A 19,273-nucleotide genomic window follows, 5' to 3' on the forward strand; every position below is an offset into this window, starting at 1 on the left:
GAGAAGGTGGCAACCGCAGCATGACGGATGAGCGGTGATTAGTACACGTCGCGGCGATACCGGCCAGTCTCGGCCAGGGTGATCAGACGGTCGGGGCCGAGGGCCTCTTCCAGCGCGGCGTGGACGCCCGAGGCCATGCCTTCGAGGGAGCCGCAGACGTAGATGGCCGCGCCGCGGTCGATCCAGCGGCGCAGTTCCTCGGCCTGTTCGGCGATGACGGCCTGGACATAGCGGCCGTCGCCGGGGTCGCGCGAGAAGGTGCGGTCCAGCCGGGTCAGGACGCCCGAGGCGAGCCAGGTCTGGAGCTCGACGTCGTGGAAGGCGTCATGGGCCGAGGTGCGCTCGCCGAACATCAGCCAGGCCTCCCCGACCTTGGCGTTTCCCGAGGCGCGGGCCTTCAGGTGGCCGCGCAAGCCCGCCAGACCCGTGCCGTTGCCGATCAGGATCATCGAGGTCGTAGCGGCCGGGCCGTGGAAGCCGCGGTTGACGCGGACCCGCATGGCGACCTCGTCGCCGAGGTTCGCCTGACCGGTCAGCCAGCCGGAGGCGAGACCCGGAGTTCCGTCGGGATGGCGCATCAGCCTCACCAGCAGTTCCAGCCGGCCGTCGGCGGGCAGGGAGGCGATGGAGTATTCGCGCGCAGCCGGGCGGTCGCCCTCGGGCGCCGGGACGCCGATCTCGACGATGTCGCCGGCGGACCAGTCGGGCGTGTGCTCGACGGGGGCGAAGGCCAGGTGGAAGGCCTCGCCGCCGGGGCTGCCGGGATTGAGCAGGCGGCGCTCGACCAAGGTCCAGCGATCGTAGGACGGCGGGGTCCAATCGGGCTCGGCATTGGAGCCGGTGATCGCGTTGAGCTGATGCTGCCAGTGGCGGATGGCTTCGGGATCGGCGTCGTCGACCTCGACCAGATCGAACAGGGGCGTGGCGCCCGAACGCCTTAGCCAACCGTCCACCACATGGGCGAAGCCGCAGTAGTCCTTGTAGCTCCGGTCCCCGAGCGCCAGCATTCCGTAGGTCAGGTCGGGCAGGGCGGCGTCGCGATCCAGCATGCGGCGCAGGACACGGCCGGCGCTGTCGGGGGCGTCGCCCTCGCCGGTGGTGGCGACCACGAACAGGGCGCGCTTCGTCGCCGTCAGCATGTCGCGTTCGAGGTCGGCGAAGGAGACGACACGCGCGGATTGTCCGGCCTCGGTCAGGGCGCGGGCAGTCATCAGGGCCAGTTCCTCGGCGAAGCCCGTCTGGCTGGCGTAGGCGATCAGGGTCGCATCGGACCCGCCGCCACCGAAGGCCTCGGTGCGGGCGCGGTCGGCGCGCCGTGCGCGGGCGCTCGCGACGGCGACCGCAGCACAGACGATCAGCCATAGACCCGTCGCGACGGCCGCCGCGATCCAGTGGACGGGATCGGTCGTCACGTCAGTCTTCCTTCGACTCGTCTTCGAGCATGGCGGCGTAGAGCGGGGTCATCCGCTCGATCGGCCCGCGCGGGGTGCGTTCGACGAAATGGGCGGCCAGGCCATAGGCCTCTGCGAACTCGGGGCCGTCATAGGGGCCCATGACGGTCAGGGCGGTGGCGAAGGCGTCGGCCTTCATCGCGGAAGGATGGACCACGGTCACCGAGGCCAGGCCGTTGTCGATGGGGCGGCCCGTGCGGCCGTCCAGGGTGTGGGAATAGCGGCGGCCCTCATGGCTGAAGGCCTTGCGGTAGTCGCCGGAGGTGGCCAGGGCGATGTCGACTAGGGCGATCAGGGTGCGGGGCGCGGGGCTGCCCGGCGGCTGTTCGATCTCGACCCACCAGGGCTGGCCGTCGGGCTTGACCCCCGCGCCGCGCAGCTCGCCGCCGATCTCAATCAGGTGGGAGGTTGCGCCCATGGCGGTCAGGCGTTCGGAGACGCGGTCGACGGCGTGGCCCTTGGCGATGCCGGAGAAGTCGAGCTTCACTCCGCCGGGCTGGACGGCGGCGCGGGCCTCGCGGTTGAGGCGCAGCGACTGCCAGCCGCCGAGGGCCTGGGCCGCGTCGATCTCTTCGTCGGAGGGCAGGGGGGCGTCGGCGGGACGCGGTCCGGGCGGGCCGAAACCCCACAGATCCACGAGAGCGCCCAGCGTCGGATCGACCGCGCCATTGGTGTCGTCGGCGATGTCCATGGCCGCGTCGAGCAGGGTCCAGAAGGGCTGCGACAGGGCCCAGGTCCCGGCGGGGGCGCCGTTGAAACGGCTGATCTCGCTGGCGGCCTCCCAGGGACTGAAGACGGCGACGACGGCGTCCAGCTCCTGACGAATGGCGGCGTCGAGCGCCTCCTTGTCGACGCCCGGAGGCGCGACGATCCGGGCCGACCAGCCGGTGCCCATGGTCTCGCCGCCCAGGCTCCAGACGATGTCGCTGGGGGGGCGGGACGGCGGGGCGCTCATCGGCGGGATCAGGACGCGGTTGTCCTGACCGTCCTCCTCAGACGGCGAACCGCCGCCGATCAGGATCGGCGGCGGCGCGGCTTTTGACCCTTTGAAGGTCAGGGGAAGACTTCCACGACGGCGGTATAGGCGGCCGAGGGGGTCGGCGGGCCGGCCATGCGACCGCCGCCGGGACCGCCGGGGCCGCGACCTTCGCCGCCGGCGGCGGGTGCGCCTTCGGGGCGCGGCCCTTCAGGACGGGGGCCTTCCGGACGCGGGCCTTCGCCGCCCTCACGCTGGGGGGCGCCGCCCGGGCGGTTGACGGTGTTGATCCAGTACATGCCGGCCTCGGGCCAGGTGACCGAGAATTTGCCGTCGGCGCCGGTCTTGGCGGTGATCTCTTCCGGGGCGTCGCGATATTTCAGCCCACCGCGCGCGATGGTGACGTCGGCGCCGGCCAGGGGTGCGCCGTCCTTGAGCAGTTGGAAGGTCGCGGCCTCGCCCACGGCCAGTTCGGACGGGTGGGTGGTCGGGACCAATTCGATGCCCTGGCCGGTCGGCTGGAAGACGGTGGTGGTCGGTTCGCCCAGGGTGACGAAGGTCTCCAGACGGTTGGAATTGACCGCCGAGACCACATCGGTCGCGCCCGAGGGGATGTTGGCGGCCAGGTCGGCGGCCGGACCGCGCCAGCGGCCGGGAGTTCCGTTCAGGGTCCAGGTGGCGTTGGCGGTCTGGGACACGCTGCCGACGCGATAGGTGCCGGGCTGGGTCAGGTGGACGTCGAAGGTCGAGCGCCACTGGCCCTGCATGGTGTGCTCGAGCGGCACATTGGAGCCATCCGGCGCCGTGGCGCGCAGGTTGTCGAGGCGCATGGCCGCATGGTCGGCGTCGAACACCCCGTTGGAGATGCCGGCGTCGAAGCCGACCCAGCCTTCCGTGCCCGACAGGCTGGTCGTCGAGGGCAGGATCCAGGCGCGGTGGGCCTGGGCCGACAGGGGGGCGGCGAAGGCGGCGATCAGGGCGACGAGGGCGGCGCCAGTCTTGAGACGGTTCATGTCTGTGGCTTCCTTTAGCGGCTGACGGCGACGGAAACGGCGCCCAGTTCAGAGGTTCCGGCGACGCGGCCGGTGTTCGGAGCGCCCCAGCGGAAGGGCACGCGCACGACCTCGCGGCCGCCCTGTTCGCGGGCGGCTTCCACGACGAGATTGTACTGGCCGGCGGCGACGCCGGAGAGGCGGGCGGCGGGAATGGTGATGGTCTGACGGCCCGGGGCGCGGGTGGCGCCGGAGACGCCGTCGGCCGGCATGCGCATGGCGCGGCCGCCCTTGCGCCACCAGGTGCGCAGGTCCTTCAGCCAGGTCTGGCCCTCGTTGTCCGGCTTCACCTGCTCGTACCAGACGGCGAGGGTGCGCACGGCGGCCTGGTCGGCCGGGTTCTCGATCCAGACGGCGACATAGGGGCGGTGATAGGCGGCGACCGGCAGGCGGGGGACCTCGATCGTCACGGTCAGGTCGGCGGCCATGGCCGGGGCGGCGACGGCGGAGGCCGCAGTGACGGCGAGGGCGGCGGCGGGCAGGAGGCGCATCGGTTCTACTCGGTCAGTGAAGGGAGGGGCGGGGAGGGATCAGTGGACGAAGATCAGGGCGATGATGACGGGGATCAGCAGACCCAGACCGACCAGGGGCCAAGTCATGGGACGGCTGCGAGAATGCAGCCAGAGAAGCGTCAGGCCGGTCAATGCGAAGACGATGCAGGCGGCGGCGAAGACGTCGATGAACCAGTACCAGACCGGTCCGGTGTTCCGGCCCTTGTGCAGATCGTTGATGTAGGCGACCCAGCCCTGGGAGGTGACTTCGTACTGGGTCTCACCCGTTGCACGGTCGATGGTCAGCCATCCGTCGCCGCCGGGCATGGCCAGGGCGACATAGACCTCGTCGGCGGTGGTTTCGGTCGGCTTGCCGCCGATATTGGCCTTGAAGGTCTGCCCGGCCCAGCGGGCCACGGCGTCCGGAACCGGCGCGGTCGCCTCCTCCGGCATCTCGGCCAGACGGGTCAGAAGCGGGGCGGGCAGGGTTCCGGTCTGGTCCGAGACCACGGGCGTCGCCTTGATCTGGGCGGCGTGGTTCAGGGTGATGCCGGTCGCGGCGAACAGGATCATCCCGGCGAGGGCCAGGCCCGCCGAAATCCAGTGCCAGCTGTGCAGTTGCTTGAGCCAGAAGGCGCGCGCCTTGTTGATCGCCGGCGGCTTGGCCTTGGCGGTCTCGGCAGTTTTGGAACGCGGGTTTGCAGCGGTTTCGGTCACGGCGTGGCTGTGCCATATCTTGCGAACGATTTGCAATAGATGCGGATGCGAAACCGATCCCCTGCGACCCTTTTCCTTGCCGGCCCAACTCTACCAGCTGAGGGTGAGGCCCGCGCGCAGGGTACGGGGCGGGCCGAAGCCGGCGATGCCGTCGGCCGTCTGCGACACCTCCACATCCTCATCGAACAGATTGTCGGCGACGGCGTAGAGGCTGACGCCATCCCGGAGAGCGAAGTCGGCGCGGGCGTCGAGCGTCAGGGCGGCGTCCAAGGTGCGGCTGTTCAGATCGTCGTCGAAGCGGGCGCTCTCGTAGCGGGCGCGGCTGGACAGGGTCAGGCGGTCGGTGGCGCGCCAGTCGATCCCGGCGGTGGCGCTCCACTCCGGCGCCTGGGCGGGCCTCAGGCCGGTCAGCTGCGGGGCCGAGGTCCCGCCGTCGAGCTCGGCGTCGGTCCAGGAGACGGCCGCGGTCAGGGTGATGCGGTCGAGACGCTGTTCGGCGTTCAGCTCGACACCGGTCGCCTCGATGGTCCCGGCGTTCTGGCGCTGGCGCAGGACGCCGCCGGCGGGGACGAAGCCGCCGCGGGGCAGGGCGGCGATGACGCCCGGCCCGGTCCCGATGGTGACATTGACGATGGCGTCCTCGATCCGGTTCCAGAACAGGGTCGCGCCGAGGGTGGTGGTCTCGCGGTCCCACGACAGTCCGGTCTCGACGCCCTGCAGCCGCTCGGGCTCCAGATCGGGGTTGGATTCGGTGATGTCGTTGCCGACCCGGAAGGGGCGGTGCAGCTCATTGATGGTGGCGGGGCGGAAGCCGGAATAGGCGGCGGCGCGGGCGGCCCAGCCGGCGCCCAGATCGCGTCGCACGGCCAGACGGGCCGAGGTGACCTCGCCGGAGCGGTCGGCATAGGTTTCGTCCAGCAGGGCGGCGCCGGTGGCGCGGTCGAGTTCCAGCCGGTGGCCGTCGGCGTTCTTCCACTGGTCCAGGCGCAGGCCGCCCGCGACCAGCCAGGGACCGCCGGTCCAGGAGCCTTCGGCATAAGCGCCGATGACGGAGGTCTCGCCCCCTGCATAACGGTCGCGGGTGAAGCGGTTCAGCGGCGCGGACCAGCTGAACCGCTCCTGGGTCTCGCCCTCGGCGTAGCGGGCGTCGGCGCCCAGCTCCCACTCCAGCCGCCCGCCGAATAGGTCGAGGGCGCTCTGGCGCAGGGCGAGATTGGCGCCCCAGCCGGTCGCGGGGGTGGCGTACTGGTCGTTGGCCGGGGTGGTGGTCGATCGGTCCGCCGCGACCGAGGCCGAAGAGTTGGAGAAATCGCTCTGTCGCCGCCAGACCTGGGCCCGCCAGCCGAGAGCACCCTTCGACGGCGTGCGGCTCAGCGTCGCCGAATAGACGTGACCGATGGCCGATGAGCGGGTGTTGAGAAGGCCCGAGCCGCGATCCTCGTCATAGGCTGAGGCGCGCAGGGACAGGGCGGTCAGGGCGTCCAGGCCGACGTCGGCGCGCAGGGCGGCGCTCTTCGTATCCAGGTCCAGCGGGGTGTCGGCGGCGCCGGCGGCAGGGCCGCGCACGGGGATATAGCCGTCCGAATGGTCGAGCAGGACCGAACCGGTGATCGCCACCCGCCCGCTCGTCAGCGTGGTCGCCGCAGCCAGCCGACGCCCGCCGTCCTCACCAACCGAGGCGTCCAGCATCCCGCCCTCGCCGTCGCGTTCGCGAAGCGCAATGACCCCGGTCAGGGCGCCGGCGCCATAGGGACCCGCCCCCGCGCCGCGCACGATGTCGAGGCTCTCAAGGCTTTCCGGCGCGACCTGGGACCAGATCACCCAGCCGCCGAACGGGTCGTTGAGGGGCACGCCGTCCAGCGTCACCAGCGTCCGCCCCGCGCCGGAGGGGGCGATGGCCCGCAGGCTGATGCCTTGCGTCGTCGGATTGGCGCCGAGACTGGAGGTGCGCCGGAACAGGGAGACGGCCGGAACCGTCGCCAGGGCCTCGTCCAGACGGGTCGATCGGTCCAGTGTCGTCTGGTCCAGACGGATCACCGAAAAGGCGGCCTCGCCCGCGGCGGGGGGCAGGCGGGCGGCGGTGACCACCACCTCGGGAAGCAGGGTGGGCTCGGGCGGCGGGGGAGGGATTTGGAACATCGAGCGTTACAATACCCGACTTCGGTCGCGGTTGCGCGGCCTCAGCTCAAGCGGCTTCAACCTGTATTTCAGGTTCGTCGGAGAGGGCCAGTCGGATGGCGTTCAGCAGGGCGTCGGCCTGGATCGGCTTCTGGGCCACGCCGTTCATGCCTGCCGTCAGATAGAGACGCTCGTCCTTCGGATCGGCGTTGGCGGTCAGGGCCAGGATGGGCAGTGTCGCTTCCGGACCGGCCAGCGACCGGATCGCCCGCGTCGCCTCGACCCCGTCCATGACCGGCATCTTGATGTCCATCAGGACCAGATCGAAGGGTTCGGCCCTGATCCGTTCGACGGCCTCCTGACCATTCTCGGCCGTGGCGGTGGTGCAGCCGAACAGCTCCAGCATCTTGCCCGCCACGAAGCGGTTGGTGGCGTTGTCGTCGACGATGAGGACGTGGAGAGTCTCGTGCGGCGTCGGCTCGGCGATCTTCTCCCGGGTGTCGCGCATCTCCGGCCCGGCCTCGGGCAGCGGGACAGTGAAGCGGAAGCGGGCCCCGCCCTGCGGCGACCGGTCGACGGCGATGGCGCCGCCCAGCCGCTCGACGATCTGGCGGCAGATGGCCAGACCCAGACCGGCGCCGGCGCCCTCACGCCCGGCCTGACCGGTGTTGAAGGGATCGAAGATGGTGGTGGCGGCGGCCTCGGACACGCCCGGGCCGCTGTCGTCGACCATCCCGGTCACGACCAGATCGCCGTCGCGCGCGGCGCTCTCGATCCGCACCTCGACCCCGCCGGCCAGGGTGAATTTCAGGGCGTTGCCGATCAGATTGTTGAACAGCTGTTTCAGCCGCATCTCGTCGCCGACAGCCCAGTCGCCTTCAGCCGTCTTGCACACGACGGACAGGGTCAGCCCCTTCTCGTCGGCGCGGGGGCTCCACAAGGCCTTCAGGTCCTCGCCGAGCCGGTTCAGATCGATCGGCGCGGTCTCGAAGCTCATCAGCCCGGCGTCAGCGCGGGACATGTCCAGGGCGTCGGTCAACAGCCGCAGCAGGTTCTGGCCGGAATCGAGGATGGTGCGGACATAGGGGCGCATCTTCGCCTGGGTCAGCTCGCGCTCCATCAGGGCGGCGACGCCCAGCACTCCGTTCAGCGGCGTGCGGATCTCATGGCTCATCACCGCCAGGAACTCGGACTTGGCGCGGCTGGAGGCGCGAGCCTCCTGCTCGGCCCGGCCCAGATCGCGAACGAGCGTGCTCATCTCTTCGGCGCGCTTGCGATGGATGACCGCGCCGGCCTGCAGCACATGGACGCCGGCGCCGACGCCGACATAGCGGCCGCCCGAGGTGACGATGAAGCCGTTCAGCAGCCCGCCGAGATCACTCGCGTCCAGGCTCTGGAACAGGACGGCGGCGTCGGTGTCGGCGTCGAGAATCCGGGGGCTTTCGTTCATCAGGCTGGAGGCCGGACGACGGGCATAGAGGGCGCGGCCGAACTCGGCGGCCATCTTCAGGGTGAAGGCGTTGCGTTCAATCAGGCCGACGGGACGGTCGTCCGCATCGACGACGGCGATGACCAGGGTATTGGGCTCTGACTGGAACCGGTCGAAGATCTGCGCGCCCGGCGTGTCCGGAGACACCGCAGCCACCGCGCTGATGAAATCCCCGATCCGGGCCATACAAAACTCCCCCTGTTCGAAGGGGCGTTTAGGGGCAGGAATTTAACGTCAGCTTTGCCGGAAATGACGGTTTTTAGATCATGTCGTGACAGGTGTTCCGGGTCCGGAATTAAAGTCGGGCCAGAAGCTCCGCCGCGAACTCCGACAGGGTGTCGTCGCGTGCGCCCATGACGATGATCCGGTCGCCGGGCTGCGCCAGTTCGACGATGCGGTCGCCGCAGGCGGCGCGGTCGTGCAGGGCCTCGGCATTGCGGCCGAGTGCGCGCACGCCGGCGGCGATGTCTTCCGATCCCACGCTGCGGTCGGTGGTGCCGCCGTAATAAACGGGCTCGGGCATGACCAGCACGTCGTCCGGACGCATCAGGCCGGCGAAGCCCTCGATGAACTCGCGCTTCATCAGCTTCAGCGGCCCAAAACCGTGCGGCTGGAACAGGATCAGCAGCCGTCCGTCGAAGGCGTGCAGGGTCTTCAGCGTCGCGGCGATCTTGTCGGGGTTGTGGGCGAAGTCGTCGATGACGGTGACGCCGTTCTTCGTGCCGACGACCTCCATGCGGCGGCGGATGCCGGCGAAGCTCTCCAGCGCCTTGACCGCCTCGTCCAGCCGCACGCCGAGCGCCCGGACAGCGCCGAGAGCCGCCAGGGCATTGGCGACATTATGGGCGCCGGGGACGTTGAGGGTCGCCTTCAGCCGCTCGCCGCTCGACCGCTCGGCCAGATCGAAGGTCATGCCGGTCGGCAGGGGCTTGAGGTCGTGAGCCGAGAGGTCGGCGTCGTCATTGCCGAGGGCGAAGGTGACGACGGCGTCGGCGCGACCCTGATCGACCAGGGTCTGGGCCAGGGCGGCGGTTTCGAGATTGTCGAGGTTGAGCACGGCCGTCTTCGCCCGGCCGGTGAAGCCGCCGAACAGGTCGCGCAACTCCTCCATCGACTTGTGATCCAGAGAGATGTTGGAGACCACGGCGACGGTCGGATCGTAGCGGGCGATGGAGCCGTCCGACTCGTCCACCTCGGCGACGAAGAGATCGGCTCCGCCGATCAGGGCGCTGGCGAAGGGATGGTCCGGGTCGGCGAAATTCTTCATCACCGCGCCGTTCATGACGGTGGGGGCGCGGCCCGCTGAATGCAGGATCCAGGCGACCATGCCGGTGATAGTCGACTTGCCGCTGGTGCCCGCGACGCCGACCGAGGTCGGGGCGGCGTTGAACAACTGGCTCAGGAGTTGCGGGCGGGTGACGATGGTCGCGCCAGCGCGTTTGGCCGCGCCGATGTCAGGGACGGTGTCCTCAATGGCGCCGGTGGCGACGACGATCTGTTCGGCCCGGGTCACGCCCGATCCGTCCTGCGGGTGCAGGGTCACGCCGTGGGCGCGCAGCCAGTCGAACTTGGCGGGGGTGCGGCCCTGATCCAGCGCCCGGTCGGAGCCTTCGATGGCGTTCCCCTGCGCCTGAACGATCATGGCCAGCGGCAGCATGCCGGAGCCGCCGATTCCGCAGAAGAAGTAGGAGACGTCGTGGGTCATCAGGTCTTAGAACAGGACTTGGCCGCAAACCGCCAGCGGGTTCGCGGCCGGAAATGAGTTTTCGGAGGCTTCGTGACGCTTGAAATCGATCCGGGCAAGACCGCCCTCGTCCTGATCGACCTTCAGGCCGGAATCCTCGCCAATACGCTCTCGCCCTACGACAGCGAGACGGTGGTCGAAAACGGCCTGACGCTCGCCCGGGCGGTCAAGGCCGCGGGCGGGACGGTGGTCGCCGTCAACGTCAGTTTCGGCCCGGGACGGATCAACGGACCGCAGGGGCTGATCGACAATCCGGTCTCCACCGATCCGGTCCCGGCCAACTATACGGAGATCGTCCCCGAGCTTCTGGCCCTCGCCGACATCACGGTCACCAAGCGGCAGTGGGGCGCGCTGCACGGCACCGAACTCGACACCCTGTTGCGTCGGCGCGGGATAGACACGGTCATCGTCGGCGGGATCGCCACCAATTTCGGCGTCGAGACCACGGTGCGCGAGGGCTGGTCGCACGGCTATTCGATGATCGTCGCCGAGGACGCATCGACCACCTTTTCGCAGGCCATGCAGGACTTTCCGATGAAGCTGGTCTTCCCCCGCATCGCCCGGGTGCGGTCGGTGACCGAGATCGTCGGGGCGCTGGGAGGATGACCATGCCGTCGTTCAAGACCTTCGGCGCGCGGGTGATGGAGATTCTGTTCGGCAGCCGTTTGACGCCGGCCGAGCAAGCGCTCGCTCGCGAAGCTGCGCCGCCGCAATGGATGAACAGGATCTACGGAGCCTCGTTGCTGGCTGCGTGCGCAGTCATCCTCTTCTGCATCGTCGCCGAACGGGGGTGGCTGCCGATCCCGGCTTCGCCGCTTATCGGAACAGTTCATGGTTTTGCGACGCTTGCCGCGCTCCTGCTGATGATGGTCTGGCAATTGCTCCTTGGACATTATCGACGTCGCGCCAAAGCCCGGATGACCCCCAAACCATGATGGCCAATACCTTCAAGATCGGCGTCGTCTGCGTCAGCTCCCGTTTCGCGAAGGAGCGGGCCGAGGCGGTCGAGGCCTGGATGGCCGAGCACCATCCGGAGGGCGACATCGCCGTCACCTTCCATCCCGCCTGCTTCATGAAGCACGGCCATTTCGCCGGCGACGACCGGGCCCGGGCCGACGCCTTTGTCGAATACGCCAACGACCCGCGCTTCGACGCCATCTGGTTCGCGCGCGGCGGTTATGGCTCCTGCCGCATCGTCGAGGACGTGATTTCGCGCCTGAACGATGTCGCCCGGACCAAGCGCTATATGGGCTATTCCGACGTCGGCACCCTGCTGGCCGGGATGTACAAGGCGGGGTTCAAACATCTGGCCCACGGGCCGATGGCCTCGGATTCGGTGCGTCATGACGAGACGGCCGAACGGGCCCTGGCCTGGCTGGTCAAGGGCGACGAGCAGGGGCTGGAGCCGTCGCTGGCCATCGATAGGAAGAAGGCCGTCGCCTTCAACCTGACCATCATCGACCAGCTGGTGGGCACGCCGCTGGAGCCCGACCTGACCGACCACGTCCTGATGATCGAGGAGGTGTCCGAGGCCCTGTATCGCGTCGACCGGATGATGTTCCACCTCACGAGCCAGCCGTCGATCCGCAAGGTCGCGGGCATCCGTCTGGGCAGGGTCTCAGACGTCACCCCCAACGATCCCGATTTCGGCCTGACCGCCCAGGAGATCGTCCGCTACTGGTGTCACCGCTCCGGCATCCCCTTCCTCGGCAAGGCGGACATCGGTCACGACGCCGACAACAAGGTTGTGCCGTTCGGTTAGTTCTCGCCCGGCAAGCGAGAATGATGCGCGGCGGACACGCCCGTGCGACGTCGTTAATCGCTGTTAAGAAACATCTATCGACACCGGCGAATTGTCAGGGCCAGATGCGGGCGATGGAGCCCTTTGGCGCACCACTGCTGACGGCCTGGACGCGTGCGGCCGCCGCCGGCGCGGTGTGGCTGGTCGTCTCGGGTTTTACGGCAGGTCCGGTTACGGCGTCGGGGGGCGCCCAACCGGTCCCGGGGATAAGGGCTGTCGAGAGCCGGAGCTTCATCACCAGCGACGGGGCCCGCCTTCATTATCTGGAGGCGGGCCCCCGACCTGACGCTATCGCTGGCGGACCACCCACCGTCGTCTTCGTGCCGGGGTGGACCATGCCGGGGTGGATTTTCGAACATCAGATCGACGCCCTGAAAGGCCGTTTCCACGTGCTGGCTCTCGACCCGCGCGGCCAGGGCGAGAGCGAGGTCACGGCCTTCGGCTACAGCTACGAACGGCGCGGGCGCGACATCGGCGAACTGATGGATCATGCGGCGCCGGGCCCGGTGGTCCTCGTCGGCTGGTCGCTGGGTGTGCTCGACAGTCTGGCCTATGTGGCGGGGCAGGGCGACGGTCGGATCGCGGGGCTCGTCCTGATCGACAACTCCGTGGGCGAGGAGCCGGCCCCGGTGGCAAGGCCGGGGACAGGCAGTCCGGCGGATCGCGCCGACCTTCCCGAGGACGAACGCCGTCGCCGCCGCGCCGCCTTCGTCGCCTCCATGTTCGCCCATGATCCGGGGGCGGACTATCGCGCCCGGCTCACCGATCAGGCCCTGAGAATGAGCCAGTCCGACGAGCGCCGCCTGCTGGCCTATGACGTTCCGCGCAGTTCCTGGCGCCAGGCCCTGCATTCGACCGGCAAGCCCGTCCTCTATGTCGTTCGGCCCCGGCTGAGGCCTCAGGGCGAGAACCTGGTCCGTACCCATGCCGACGCCCGGATGGAGGTGTTCGAGGACGCGGGCCACGCCCTGTTCGTCGATGACGCCGACCGGTTCAACGCCCTCCTGATCGGCTTTCTCGACCATCGCGTCACGGGGTCCGTGCATTGAGCGGGGTCGCGGCCAGAAGCCGGGCGGCGCTGATGCCGTTGTTCCTGATCGCGCTCGGCGTGATCGGGATCGAGAACGCCCTGACCCGCTACTTCGCCGTCGCGAAATGGTCGGAGTACGGTTACTGGATCATCTCCATCGTCATGGCGGGCTTCGCCTTGTCCGGTGTCTTCGTCGCCCTGTTCCGCGACACGGTGGCGAGGTCGGGGGTGGCGCTGAGGGCGATCCTTCCCGCGGCCATGATCCTGGCCGCCGCCTTCGGCTTCCAGATGATGACAGCCAATCCGTTCAATCCGCTGCAGCTGCAGAACCCGACCACCTGGCCGGATCAGGTCAGGAATATCGGCCTTTATTATGCGGCCCTGCTGCCCTTCTTCTTCCTCGCCGGCCTCTACATCTCCCTGATCTTCGTGCTCAATCACCGGGAGATCGGGCGGGTCTACGGCTATGATCTGATCGGCGCGGGGCTGGGATCGGCGGTGGCTCTGGGCCTGATGTTCGTCATCCATCCCTTCCTGCTGGCGCCGGTGCTCTTGATCCCGCTGGCGCTCGGGCCGTGGTTTCAGCCGGGACGCAGCCGCTGGGTCGGCGGCCTGCTGGCGCTCGCCGCGCTCGTGGGCGGGGAATATGTGCTGTTCACCGGCACGGCCCCGGCCTTCAGCGAGTTCAAGGCCATCTATGCGCCGATGAACACGCCGGGGGCCAAGGTGGTGGCGGAAATCCGCGCGCCGCGCGGCCACTATCTGCTGCTCGACGACTTCACCGAGCGGGTCGACGCTGATGTCTCGAACAACGCCGGACTGATGGGGATCGCCGGACCGCCGGCGACCTATGGCCTGTATCGCGACGGCAATCGCATCGCCTCCCTGCCCAAGGCCTTCAGCCGCGACGCCGCCTATGCCCCCAGCGCCCTCAGCGCCGCCCCCTATGTGCTCAGGCCCCATGCCGAGACACTCCTTGTCGGGCTGTCGGGTGGCTTCCGCATCGCCGAGGCCAAGGCGCTGGGCGCGACCAATATCGACGGGGTCGAGGGCGAGCCGGTGCTCAAGGACGCCCTGATCCACGGTCTCGGCCCGTCGCCGGCGATGGTCACCGATCCGAGCGTGCGGCTGCTGGACGGCGGACCGATCGCGGCGGCCTGGCGGGCAGGGCCGAACCGCTATGACGTCATCGACGTCTCGGCCGACTTCGTCGATGCGGCGCCGGCCAATGTCACCGGGGTCACGGTCGAGGCGATGCAGGCCTATCTGGCGTCGTTGCGGCCCGGGGGGATGGTGTCGATCTCGGTCTCTATTCGCGACTTCCCCGTCTATGCCCTGCGGGTGGTTTCGACGGCGCGCTCGGCCCTGCTCAGCACCGGCGTCGCCGATCCGTCCGCCCATGTGATGATCTATCGCTCGGCGTGGAATGCGCGGATCCTGATCAGTTCGACGCCTTGGGCGGCGGCCGACATCGCGGCGCTGAAGGCCTTCTGCGAAGCGCGCTCCTTCGATGTGTCCTGGGCGCCCGGGATGAATGTCGCCGCCGCCCGCGCGTCCCTGTTCAACGACCTGCCCGGCGTCTCCTTCGAGACCGGCCAGATGACCTCGACCGGCCCCGACGACGCCATCGCCAATGAGGTCGGGGCGGTGCTGGCCGGTCGCCCTTCGGCGTCGAGCGGCGCCTTCCACATCCGCCCCGCGACCCTGGATCGTCCGGCATTCTATTCCTCGCTGCGGATCGAGCACCCGCAGACCCTGATCAAGCGTCTGGAGGTCCTGCCCCAGGCCGAGATCGGGGCGCTGGTGAACGTCGCCGTGCTCGGCCAGGCCATTCTGATCGCGCTTCTGGTGCTGGCCGCGCCGGCCCTGTTCGTGCGCCGAAAGGGCATGGCCAAGGAGCCGCGCCGCCTCTGGCCGGTGATCTATTTCCCGGCGCTCGGCCTCGGCTTCCTGTTCATCGAGATCCTGCTGATCGACCGGGCCGCCTTCTATCTGAACGACTATTCCTCGGCCTTCGCCCTGGTCCTGACCTCAATGCTGATCTTCTCCGGCCTCGGCAGCATGATCGCGGGCAGGGTGGGGGCGATGCCCAAGGTGGCCTCGGCCATCGGCCTGATCGTGGTCCTGGCCTGGATCGCGGCGATGCTGATCGGCGGTGAGGACTATCTGATGCGGACGCTGGACCAGCCGCTGTGGATGCGGGCCGGGACGGTGGTTCTGGCCGCCGCTCCGGTGTCGCTGGCGCTGGGCATGCCCTTCCCCCTTGGGCTGATTTCGGTGGGTGATGGCCGGGCCCTGCCCTGGGCCTGGGGGCTGAACGGCGCCTTCTCCGTGGTCGCCACGCCTCTGGCCAATCTGATGAGCCGCGACGTCGGCTTCTCCTCTTTGCTGATCGTCGCCGCCGGCCTCTACGCCGTCGCCTTCCTCGTCCTGCCGGTCGGGGTGAAGGCGGCGCGCCCGGTCCGCAGCGCCGCGACCGAACCCGTTCCCAACCCCTCGGGCGCCGCCCCGACGCCGCTGGAGTTTCCCGCATGACCATCTCGACGACGATGGACCGTCGCGCCCTTCTGGCCGGGGCCGCCGGTCTCGCCGCCCTGCCTCTGGCCGCCTGCGACGACAAGGCGATGAAGGATGTGCAGGCGCGGCTGAACCCGACGCAGGGCAGCGCTGAAACCGCCCCGGCCCCGGCGCCGACCGCAGCCGCCCCCGCGCCCGGAACCGGCCCCGCGCCTTCCGCCGTGGTCAATGGCGTCAAGGCGGCGGCCAGCCCCTGGACCTTCGCCACCTTCCAGGCCGCCATGGAGGCCTCGGGCCGCCCAAGCGCGATCACCGAAGCCCAGTGGGCCGAAATCCAGACCCGCAAGCCGGCCGCCATCGCCCGGATCAAGACCTACCTCGAGGGCCGCTTCAACGGCGTCGCCGATCCCAATGTGCTGGCCGCCTTCGAGGCCGTGCCGCGCGAATATTTCCACTACGCCTACGCGCAGGCAGCTTCGACGGCGTACCAGGCCTATGAGGCCGATCCCAAGCCCTGGGCCATCGGCCATGGCTCGGTGCTCTCGGACTATCTAGGGCAGGCCTATATGACCCAGCTGGCGGCGCCGAAGCCGACGGATGTGACGCTGGAGATCGGCACTGGCTCGGGCTTCCAGTCCTCCCTGCTCAGCCGTGTCGTGCGCGACGCCTACACCATCGAGATTATCGAGCCGATCGGCCGGGCAGTGGACCGGATCTTCGCCCCGCTCGGCTATTCCAACGTCCACGGCAAGGTCGGCGACGGCTATTTCGGCTGGCCCGAAGTGACCGAGGGCTTCGACACCATCATGCTGACCTGCGTCGCTCAGTACGCCCCGCCCGAGCTGTTCCGCCAGCTCAAGCCCGGCGGCAAGTTGATCATCCCGATCGGCCAGCCCTTCCGCCGAGGCCAGGTCCTGTATGTCTACACCAAGGACGCCGAAGGTCGGGTCCACAGCCGCCGCGACGTTGGCGTCTTCTTCATTCCCATGACCGGGGCGATGCAGGCGCGGCCGAAGCCGGGGTGAAGACTACGCCAGCGGGTTTCAATAGCCAGTGGCGACGGATGACGGCACCCTGCTGGCATGACCCTCGACGACCTCGGTCCGCGCATCCTCATTCTCGGACCATCGAACAGCGGCAAGTCGACGCTGGCGGAGGCCATCGCCCGGGCGCGGGGGCTTGAGGCTGTGCATCTGGATCAGCTTCACCATCTGCCGGGGACCGACTGGGTTCAGCGTCCGCCGGAAGAGTTTGCGCGTCTGCACGAAGAGGCCGTCGCGGGCGAGCGCTGGGTGATGGACGGCAACTATTCGCGCCTGCTGCCGTCGCGGCTGGCGCGGGCGACGGGGGCGATCCGGATCGAGCTGCCGACGGCCGTCAGCCTGTATCGCTATGCGCGGCGCAGCTGGTTCGAGCGGGGTCGGGTGGGCGGACTGGACGGCGGGCGCGACAGCGTGAAGTGGGTGATGATCCACCACATCGCCGTCACCACCCGCCTGAACCGCAAGCGCAATCGCCTCGCCTTCGAGGGCTTCGACCTGCCGAAGATCCGGCTGGCGACGCCCGCCGCGCTGGACGCCTTCTACCGCGCCAACGGGCTCACCCGCGTTTAGGCGGCTTCGGCCTGTTCGACCGAGACGGCGTCCAGCGCCTGGACCAGATCAGCGATCAGATCGTCCTGATGCTCCAGACCCACTGACAGGCGCAGCAGGCCCTCGGTGATGCCGGCGACGACGCGGGCTTCCGGCGTCATGGCGGCATGGGTCATGGTCGCGGGGTGGGCGATCAGGCTTTCGACGCCGCCGAGGCTTTCGGCCAGGGTGAAGGTCTCCAGCGTCTCGACAAGAGTGCGGACGGCCTCAACGCCGCCGACCAGTTCGAAGCTGAGCATGGCGCCCGGGCCCTGCTGCTGGCGGGCGGCCAGGGCATGGTTCGGGTGCGACTTCAGACCCGGATAGTGGACGGCCTGCACCGCCGGATGAGCTTCCAGCAGTGCGGCGACGTGGCCGGCGGTTTCCTGCTGCCGCTCGATGCGGGTGAACAGGGTGCGGATGCCGCGCATCGTCAGATAGGCGTCGAAGGCGCCGCCGGTCACGCCGCGGCAGTTGGCCCACCAGGCCAGTTCGGTGTGATCGGCCGGATCGGCCGAGATCACGGCGCCGCCGACCACGTCGGAATGGCCGTTGATGTATTTTGTCGTCGAATGGACCACGATGTCGGCGCCCAGTTCGATCGGGCGCTGCAGGGCCGGCGACAGGAAGGTGTTGTCGGCGACCACCTTGGCGCCCACGGCATGGGCGCGCACGCAGATGTCGGCGATGTCGACGACGCGCAGCAGGGGGTTCGACGGGGTCTCGACCAGCACCAGTTTCGGGTTCAGGGCGAAGGCGGCGGCCAGGGCTTCCGGATCGCCCTGGTCGACCCACAGGACCTCGAAATGACCCTTGCGGGCGTGGGCGCAGAGCAGGCGATGGGTGCCGCCATAGCAATCATGCGGAGCGATCAGCAGGTCGCCCGGCGAGAGCAGCGACAGGGGCAGATCGACCGCGGCCATGCCGGTGGCGGTGACCACGCAGCCGGCGCCGCCTTCCAGCTCGGCCAGGGTTTCGGCCAGGACGTCGCGGGTCGGATTGCCCGAGCGGGCGTAGTCGTATTTCCGCTTCTGGTCGAAGCCGGCGAAGGAATAGTTGGATGACAGATAGAGCGGCGGCATGACCGCGCCGTGCGCCGAATCCTGATCCACGCCCGAGCGGGCGCAGATGGTGCGGATGTCTTTTGCGGTGCGGGCGGTACGGGTCACTGGTCGATATCCTTGAGGGCGGAGCGGAGGATGTCGCCGACGAGGGCGTCCTCCTTCAGGAAGGCGTCGTGGCCGTACAGGGACGGAGCCTCGACCAGACGCCACAGGGTGGGCAGGCGGGCCGCGAGTTCGCGGATGTCGTCGATCGGCACCAGTCGGTCGGAGGTGAAGCCGACCAGGGTGACGGGGGTGGTGATGGCCTCGGGCGTGACCGAATGGCGGTCCAGCGAGTCGGACATCGACAACCAGCGCGAGGGGGTGGTGTGGGTGCGGTAGGCCACGCCGCGCGCGGTCAGATATTCGCAGACCGGATAGGCCTGACCGGCGGCCAGGGGGGCGGTGGCAGCGAATCGTTCCGAGAATTCCTCGGCGGTGCGATAGGTGGTCATGGCCAGTTCGCGGGCCAGGGCGACGCCGTCCTCGGGCCGGCCGGCCTCGACTGCCAGCTTCAGGATGCGGCGCTGGATGCCGCGCCAGGCGGTGGCCTGCGGATGGGCGCGGTGGGCGGCGGAGACGACGATCAGCTGCTCGGCCCAGCGCGGGAACAGCTCGCCGAAGGCCAAGGCGATCATGCCGCCGTAGGAGCAGCCGACCACGGCGGCCACGGTCTCGGCGCCGAGGTGATCCAGCAGCAGGGCCAACAGGCGGGCCTGGTCGTGGGTGGTGATGGTGACGGCTTCGGCGCCCTCGGCGTCAGCGCCGGGGGCGTAGTCGAAGGCCAGGACCTGACAGCGGCGCAGGTCGATCGGGCCGCCGGCGGTGACGGCGTCCGACCACCAGCCCAGGCCGTTGGTCTCGGTGCGGTGGACGAAACGGCCCGCCGAGATGCCGCCGGCGACGACGACCAGGGGCGCCCCTTCGCGGCCATGGAGCCGGCCGGTGACCGTGGTCTGGTTCAGGCTCTGGCCCGACTGCAGGCGGAAATCGGCGGGGATTTCGACGCTGATGTCGACGGCGTTGCCCTGTCGGATGCGACGCAGATCCGGCACGAAGGTGCGCGGCTTGAGCTCCAGACGCGCGACATCGCCGTCCAGGGTACATTCGGGTTCGGTGGTTTCGGTATCGAAGGCCATCGTCTGCATCAGTC

Annotated in this window: 17 protein-coding genes; 7 read left to right on the plus strand and 10 right to left on the minus strand. The window is 69.2% G+C overall.

Going from position 1 to position 19,273, the window contains the following annotated elements:
- Positions 1-38: 38 nt before the first annotated feature.
- From IFJ75_RS00420 to IFJ75_RS00455, 8 genes are all read right to left on the minus strand, one after another.
- Entirely contained in the window at positions 39-1,412 is a 1,374-nt protein-coding gene (locus IFJ75_RS00420) for a sulfite reductase subunit alpha (RefSeq protein WP_207870612.1), read from the minus strand.
- A 1-nt stretch (position 1,413) separates the two neighbouring features.
- Positions 1,414-2,406 (minus strand): FAD:protein FMN transferase, encoded by a 993-nt coding sequence (locus tag IFJ75_RS00425; RefSeq protein WP_207870613.1) that lies wholly within the window; start codon positions 2,404-2,406, stop codon positions 1,414-1,416.
- 98 nt (positions 2,407-2,504) lie between these two features.
- Positions 2,505-3,440 carry a DUF4198 domain-containing protein gene (locus IFJ75_RS00430; protein ID WP_207870614.1) on the minus strand — a complete coding sequence of 312 codons (936 nt, stop codon included), beginning with the start codon at positions 3,438-3,440 and terminating at the stop codon, positions 2,505-2,507.
- 14 nt (positions 3,441-3,454) lie between these two features.
- The gene (locus IFJ75_RS00435; protein WP_207870615.1) at positions 3,455-3,970 is read right to left on the minus strand and encodes a DUF2271 domain-containing protein; all 516 of its coding nucleotides are present in this window, start codon (positions 3,968-3,970) and stop codon (positions 3,455-3,457) included.
- A 39-nt stretch (positions 3,971-4,009) separates the two neighbouring features.
- The gene (locus IFJ75_RS00440) at positions 4,010-4,687 is read right to left on the minus strand and encodes a PepSY-associated TM helix domain-containing protein (RefSeq protein WP_207870616.1); all 678 of its coding nucleotides are present in this window, start codon (positions 4,685-4,687) and stop codon (positions 4,010-4,012) included.
- Positions 4,688-4,777: 90 nt separating this feature from the next.
- Complete coding sequence (locus IFJ75_RS00445) at positions 4,778-6,826, minus strand: TonB-dependent receptor (RefSeq protein WP_207870617.1); 2,049 nt, start codon at positions 6,824-6,826, stop codon at positions 4,778-4,780.
- A gap of 46 nt (positions 6,827-6,872) precedes the next feature.
- Positions 6,873-8,480 (minus strand): ATP-binding protein, encoded by a 1,608-nt coding sequence (locus IFJ75_RS00450; protein ID WP_207870618.1) that lies wholly within the window; start codon positions 8,478-8,480, stop codon positions 6,873-6,875.
- A 109-nt stretch (positions 8,481-8,589) separates the two neighbouring features.
- Positions 8,590-9,999, minus strand: a complete 1,410-nt coding sequence (locus tag IFJ75_RS00455; RefSeq protein WP_207870619.1) for a UDP-N-acetylmuramate--L-alanine ligase — start codon at positions 9,997-9,999, stop codon at positions 8,590-8,592.
- A gap of 72 nt (positions 10,000-10,071) precedes the next feature.
- Here IFJ75_RS00455 and IFJ75_RS00460 point away from each other — a divergent pair, with 72 nt between their 5' ends.
- The 7 genes from IFJ75_RS00460 (at position 10,072) to IFJ75_RS00490 (ending at position 16,999) form a co-directional block, all read left to right on the plus strand.
- Positions 10,072-10,644: an isochorismatase family protein gene (locus IFJ75_RS00460; RefSeq protein ID WP_207870620.1), complete on the plus strand. Its 573-nt coding sequence runs from the start codon at positions 10,072-10,074 to the stop codon at positions 10,642-10,644.
- Between the two features lie 2 nt (positions 10,645-10,646).
- A complete protein-coding gene (locus IFJ75_RS00465) occupies positions 10,647-10,973 on the plus strand; it encodes a hypothetical protein (protein ID WP_207870621.1) in 327 nt (108 codons plus the stop codon).
- The gene (locus tag IFJ75_RS00470) at positions 10,970-11,800 is read left to right on the plus strand and encodes an LD-carboxypeptidase (protein WP_207870622.1); all 831 of its coding nucleotides are present in this window, start codon (positions 10,970-10,972) and stop codon (positions 11,798-11,800) included. Before IFJ75_RS00465 ends, IFJ75_RS00470 begins: the two co-directional genes overlap by 4 nt.
- 374 nt (positions 11,801-12,174) lie before the next feature.
- Entirely contained in the window at positions 12,175-12,888 is a 714-nt protein-coding gene (locus IFJ75_RS00475; protein ID WP_207870623.1) for an alpha/beta fold hydrolase, read from the plus strand.
- 32 nt (positions 12,889-12,920) lie between these two features.
- On the plus strand, positions 12,921-15,404 hold the full coding sequence (locus IFJ75_RS00480) for a spermidine synthase family protein (protein WP_207870624.1): 2,484 nt from the start codon (positions 12,921-12,923) through the stop codon (positions 15,402-15,404).
- Entirely contained in the window at positions 15,401-16,411 is a 1,011-nt protein-coding gene (locus IFJ75_RS00485; protein WP_207870625.1) for a protein-L-isoaspartate O-methyltransferase family protein, read from the plus strand. Before IFJ75_RS00480 ends, IFJ75_RS00485 begins: the two co-directional genes overlap by 4 nt.
- Before the next feature lie 57 nt (positions 16,412-16,468).
- Positions 16,469-16,999: a P-loop NTPase family protein gene (locus IFJ75_RS00490; RefSeq protein ID WP_207870626.1), complete on the plus strand. Its 531-nt coding sequence runs from the start codon at positions 16,469-16,471 to the stop codon at positions 16,997-16,999.
- On the opposite strand, the gene metB is transcribed toward IFJ75_RS00490, so the two are convergent.
- A complete protein-coding gene (gene metB / locus IFJ75_RS00495) occupies positions 16,996-18,186 on the minus strand; it encodes a cystathionine gamma-synthase (RefSeq protein WP_207870627.1) in 1,191 nt (396 codons plus the stop codon). The two genes, IFJ75_RS00490 and metB, sit on opposite strands and share 4 nt — an antisense overlap.
- Positions 18,183-19,259: a homoserine O-succinyltransferase MetX gene (gene metX, locus IFJ75_RS00500; RefSeq protein ID WP_207870628.1), complete on the minus strand. Its 1,077-nt coding sequence runs from the start codon at positions 19,257-19,259 to the stop codon at positions 18,183-18,185. Before metX ends, metB begins: the two co-directional genes overlap by 4 nt.
- Positions 19,260-19,273 lie beyond the last annotated feature (14 nt).

Origin of the sequence: Brevundimonas goettingensis (assembly GCF_017487405.1) — a bacterium.
GTDB lineage: Bacteria > Pseudomonadota > Alphaproteobacteria > Caulobacterales > Caulobacteraceae > Brevundimonas > Brevundimonas goettingensis.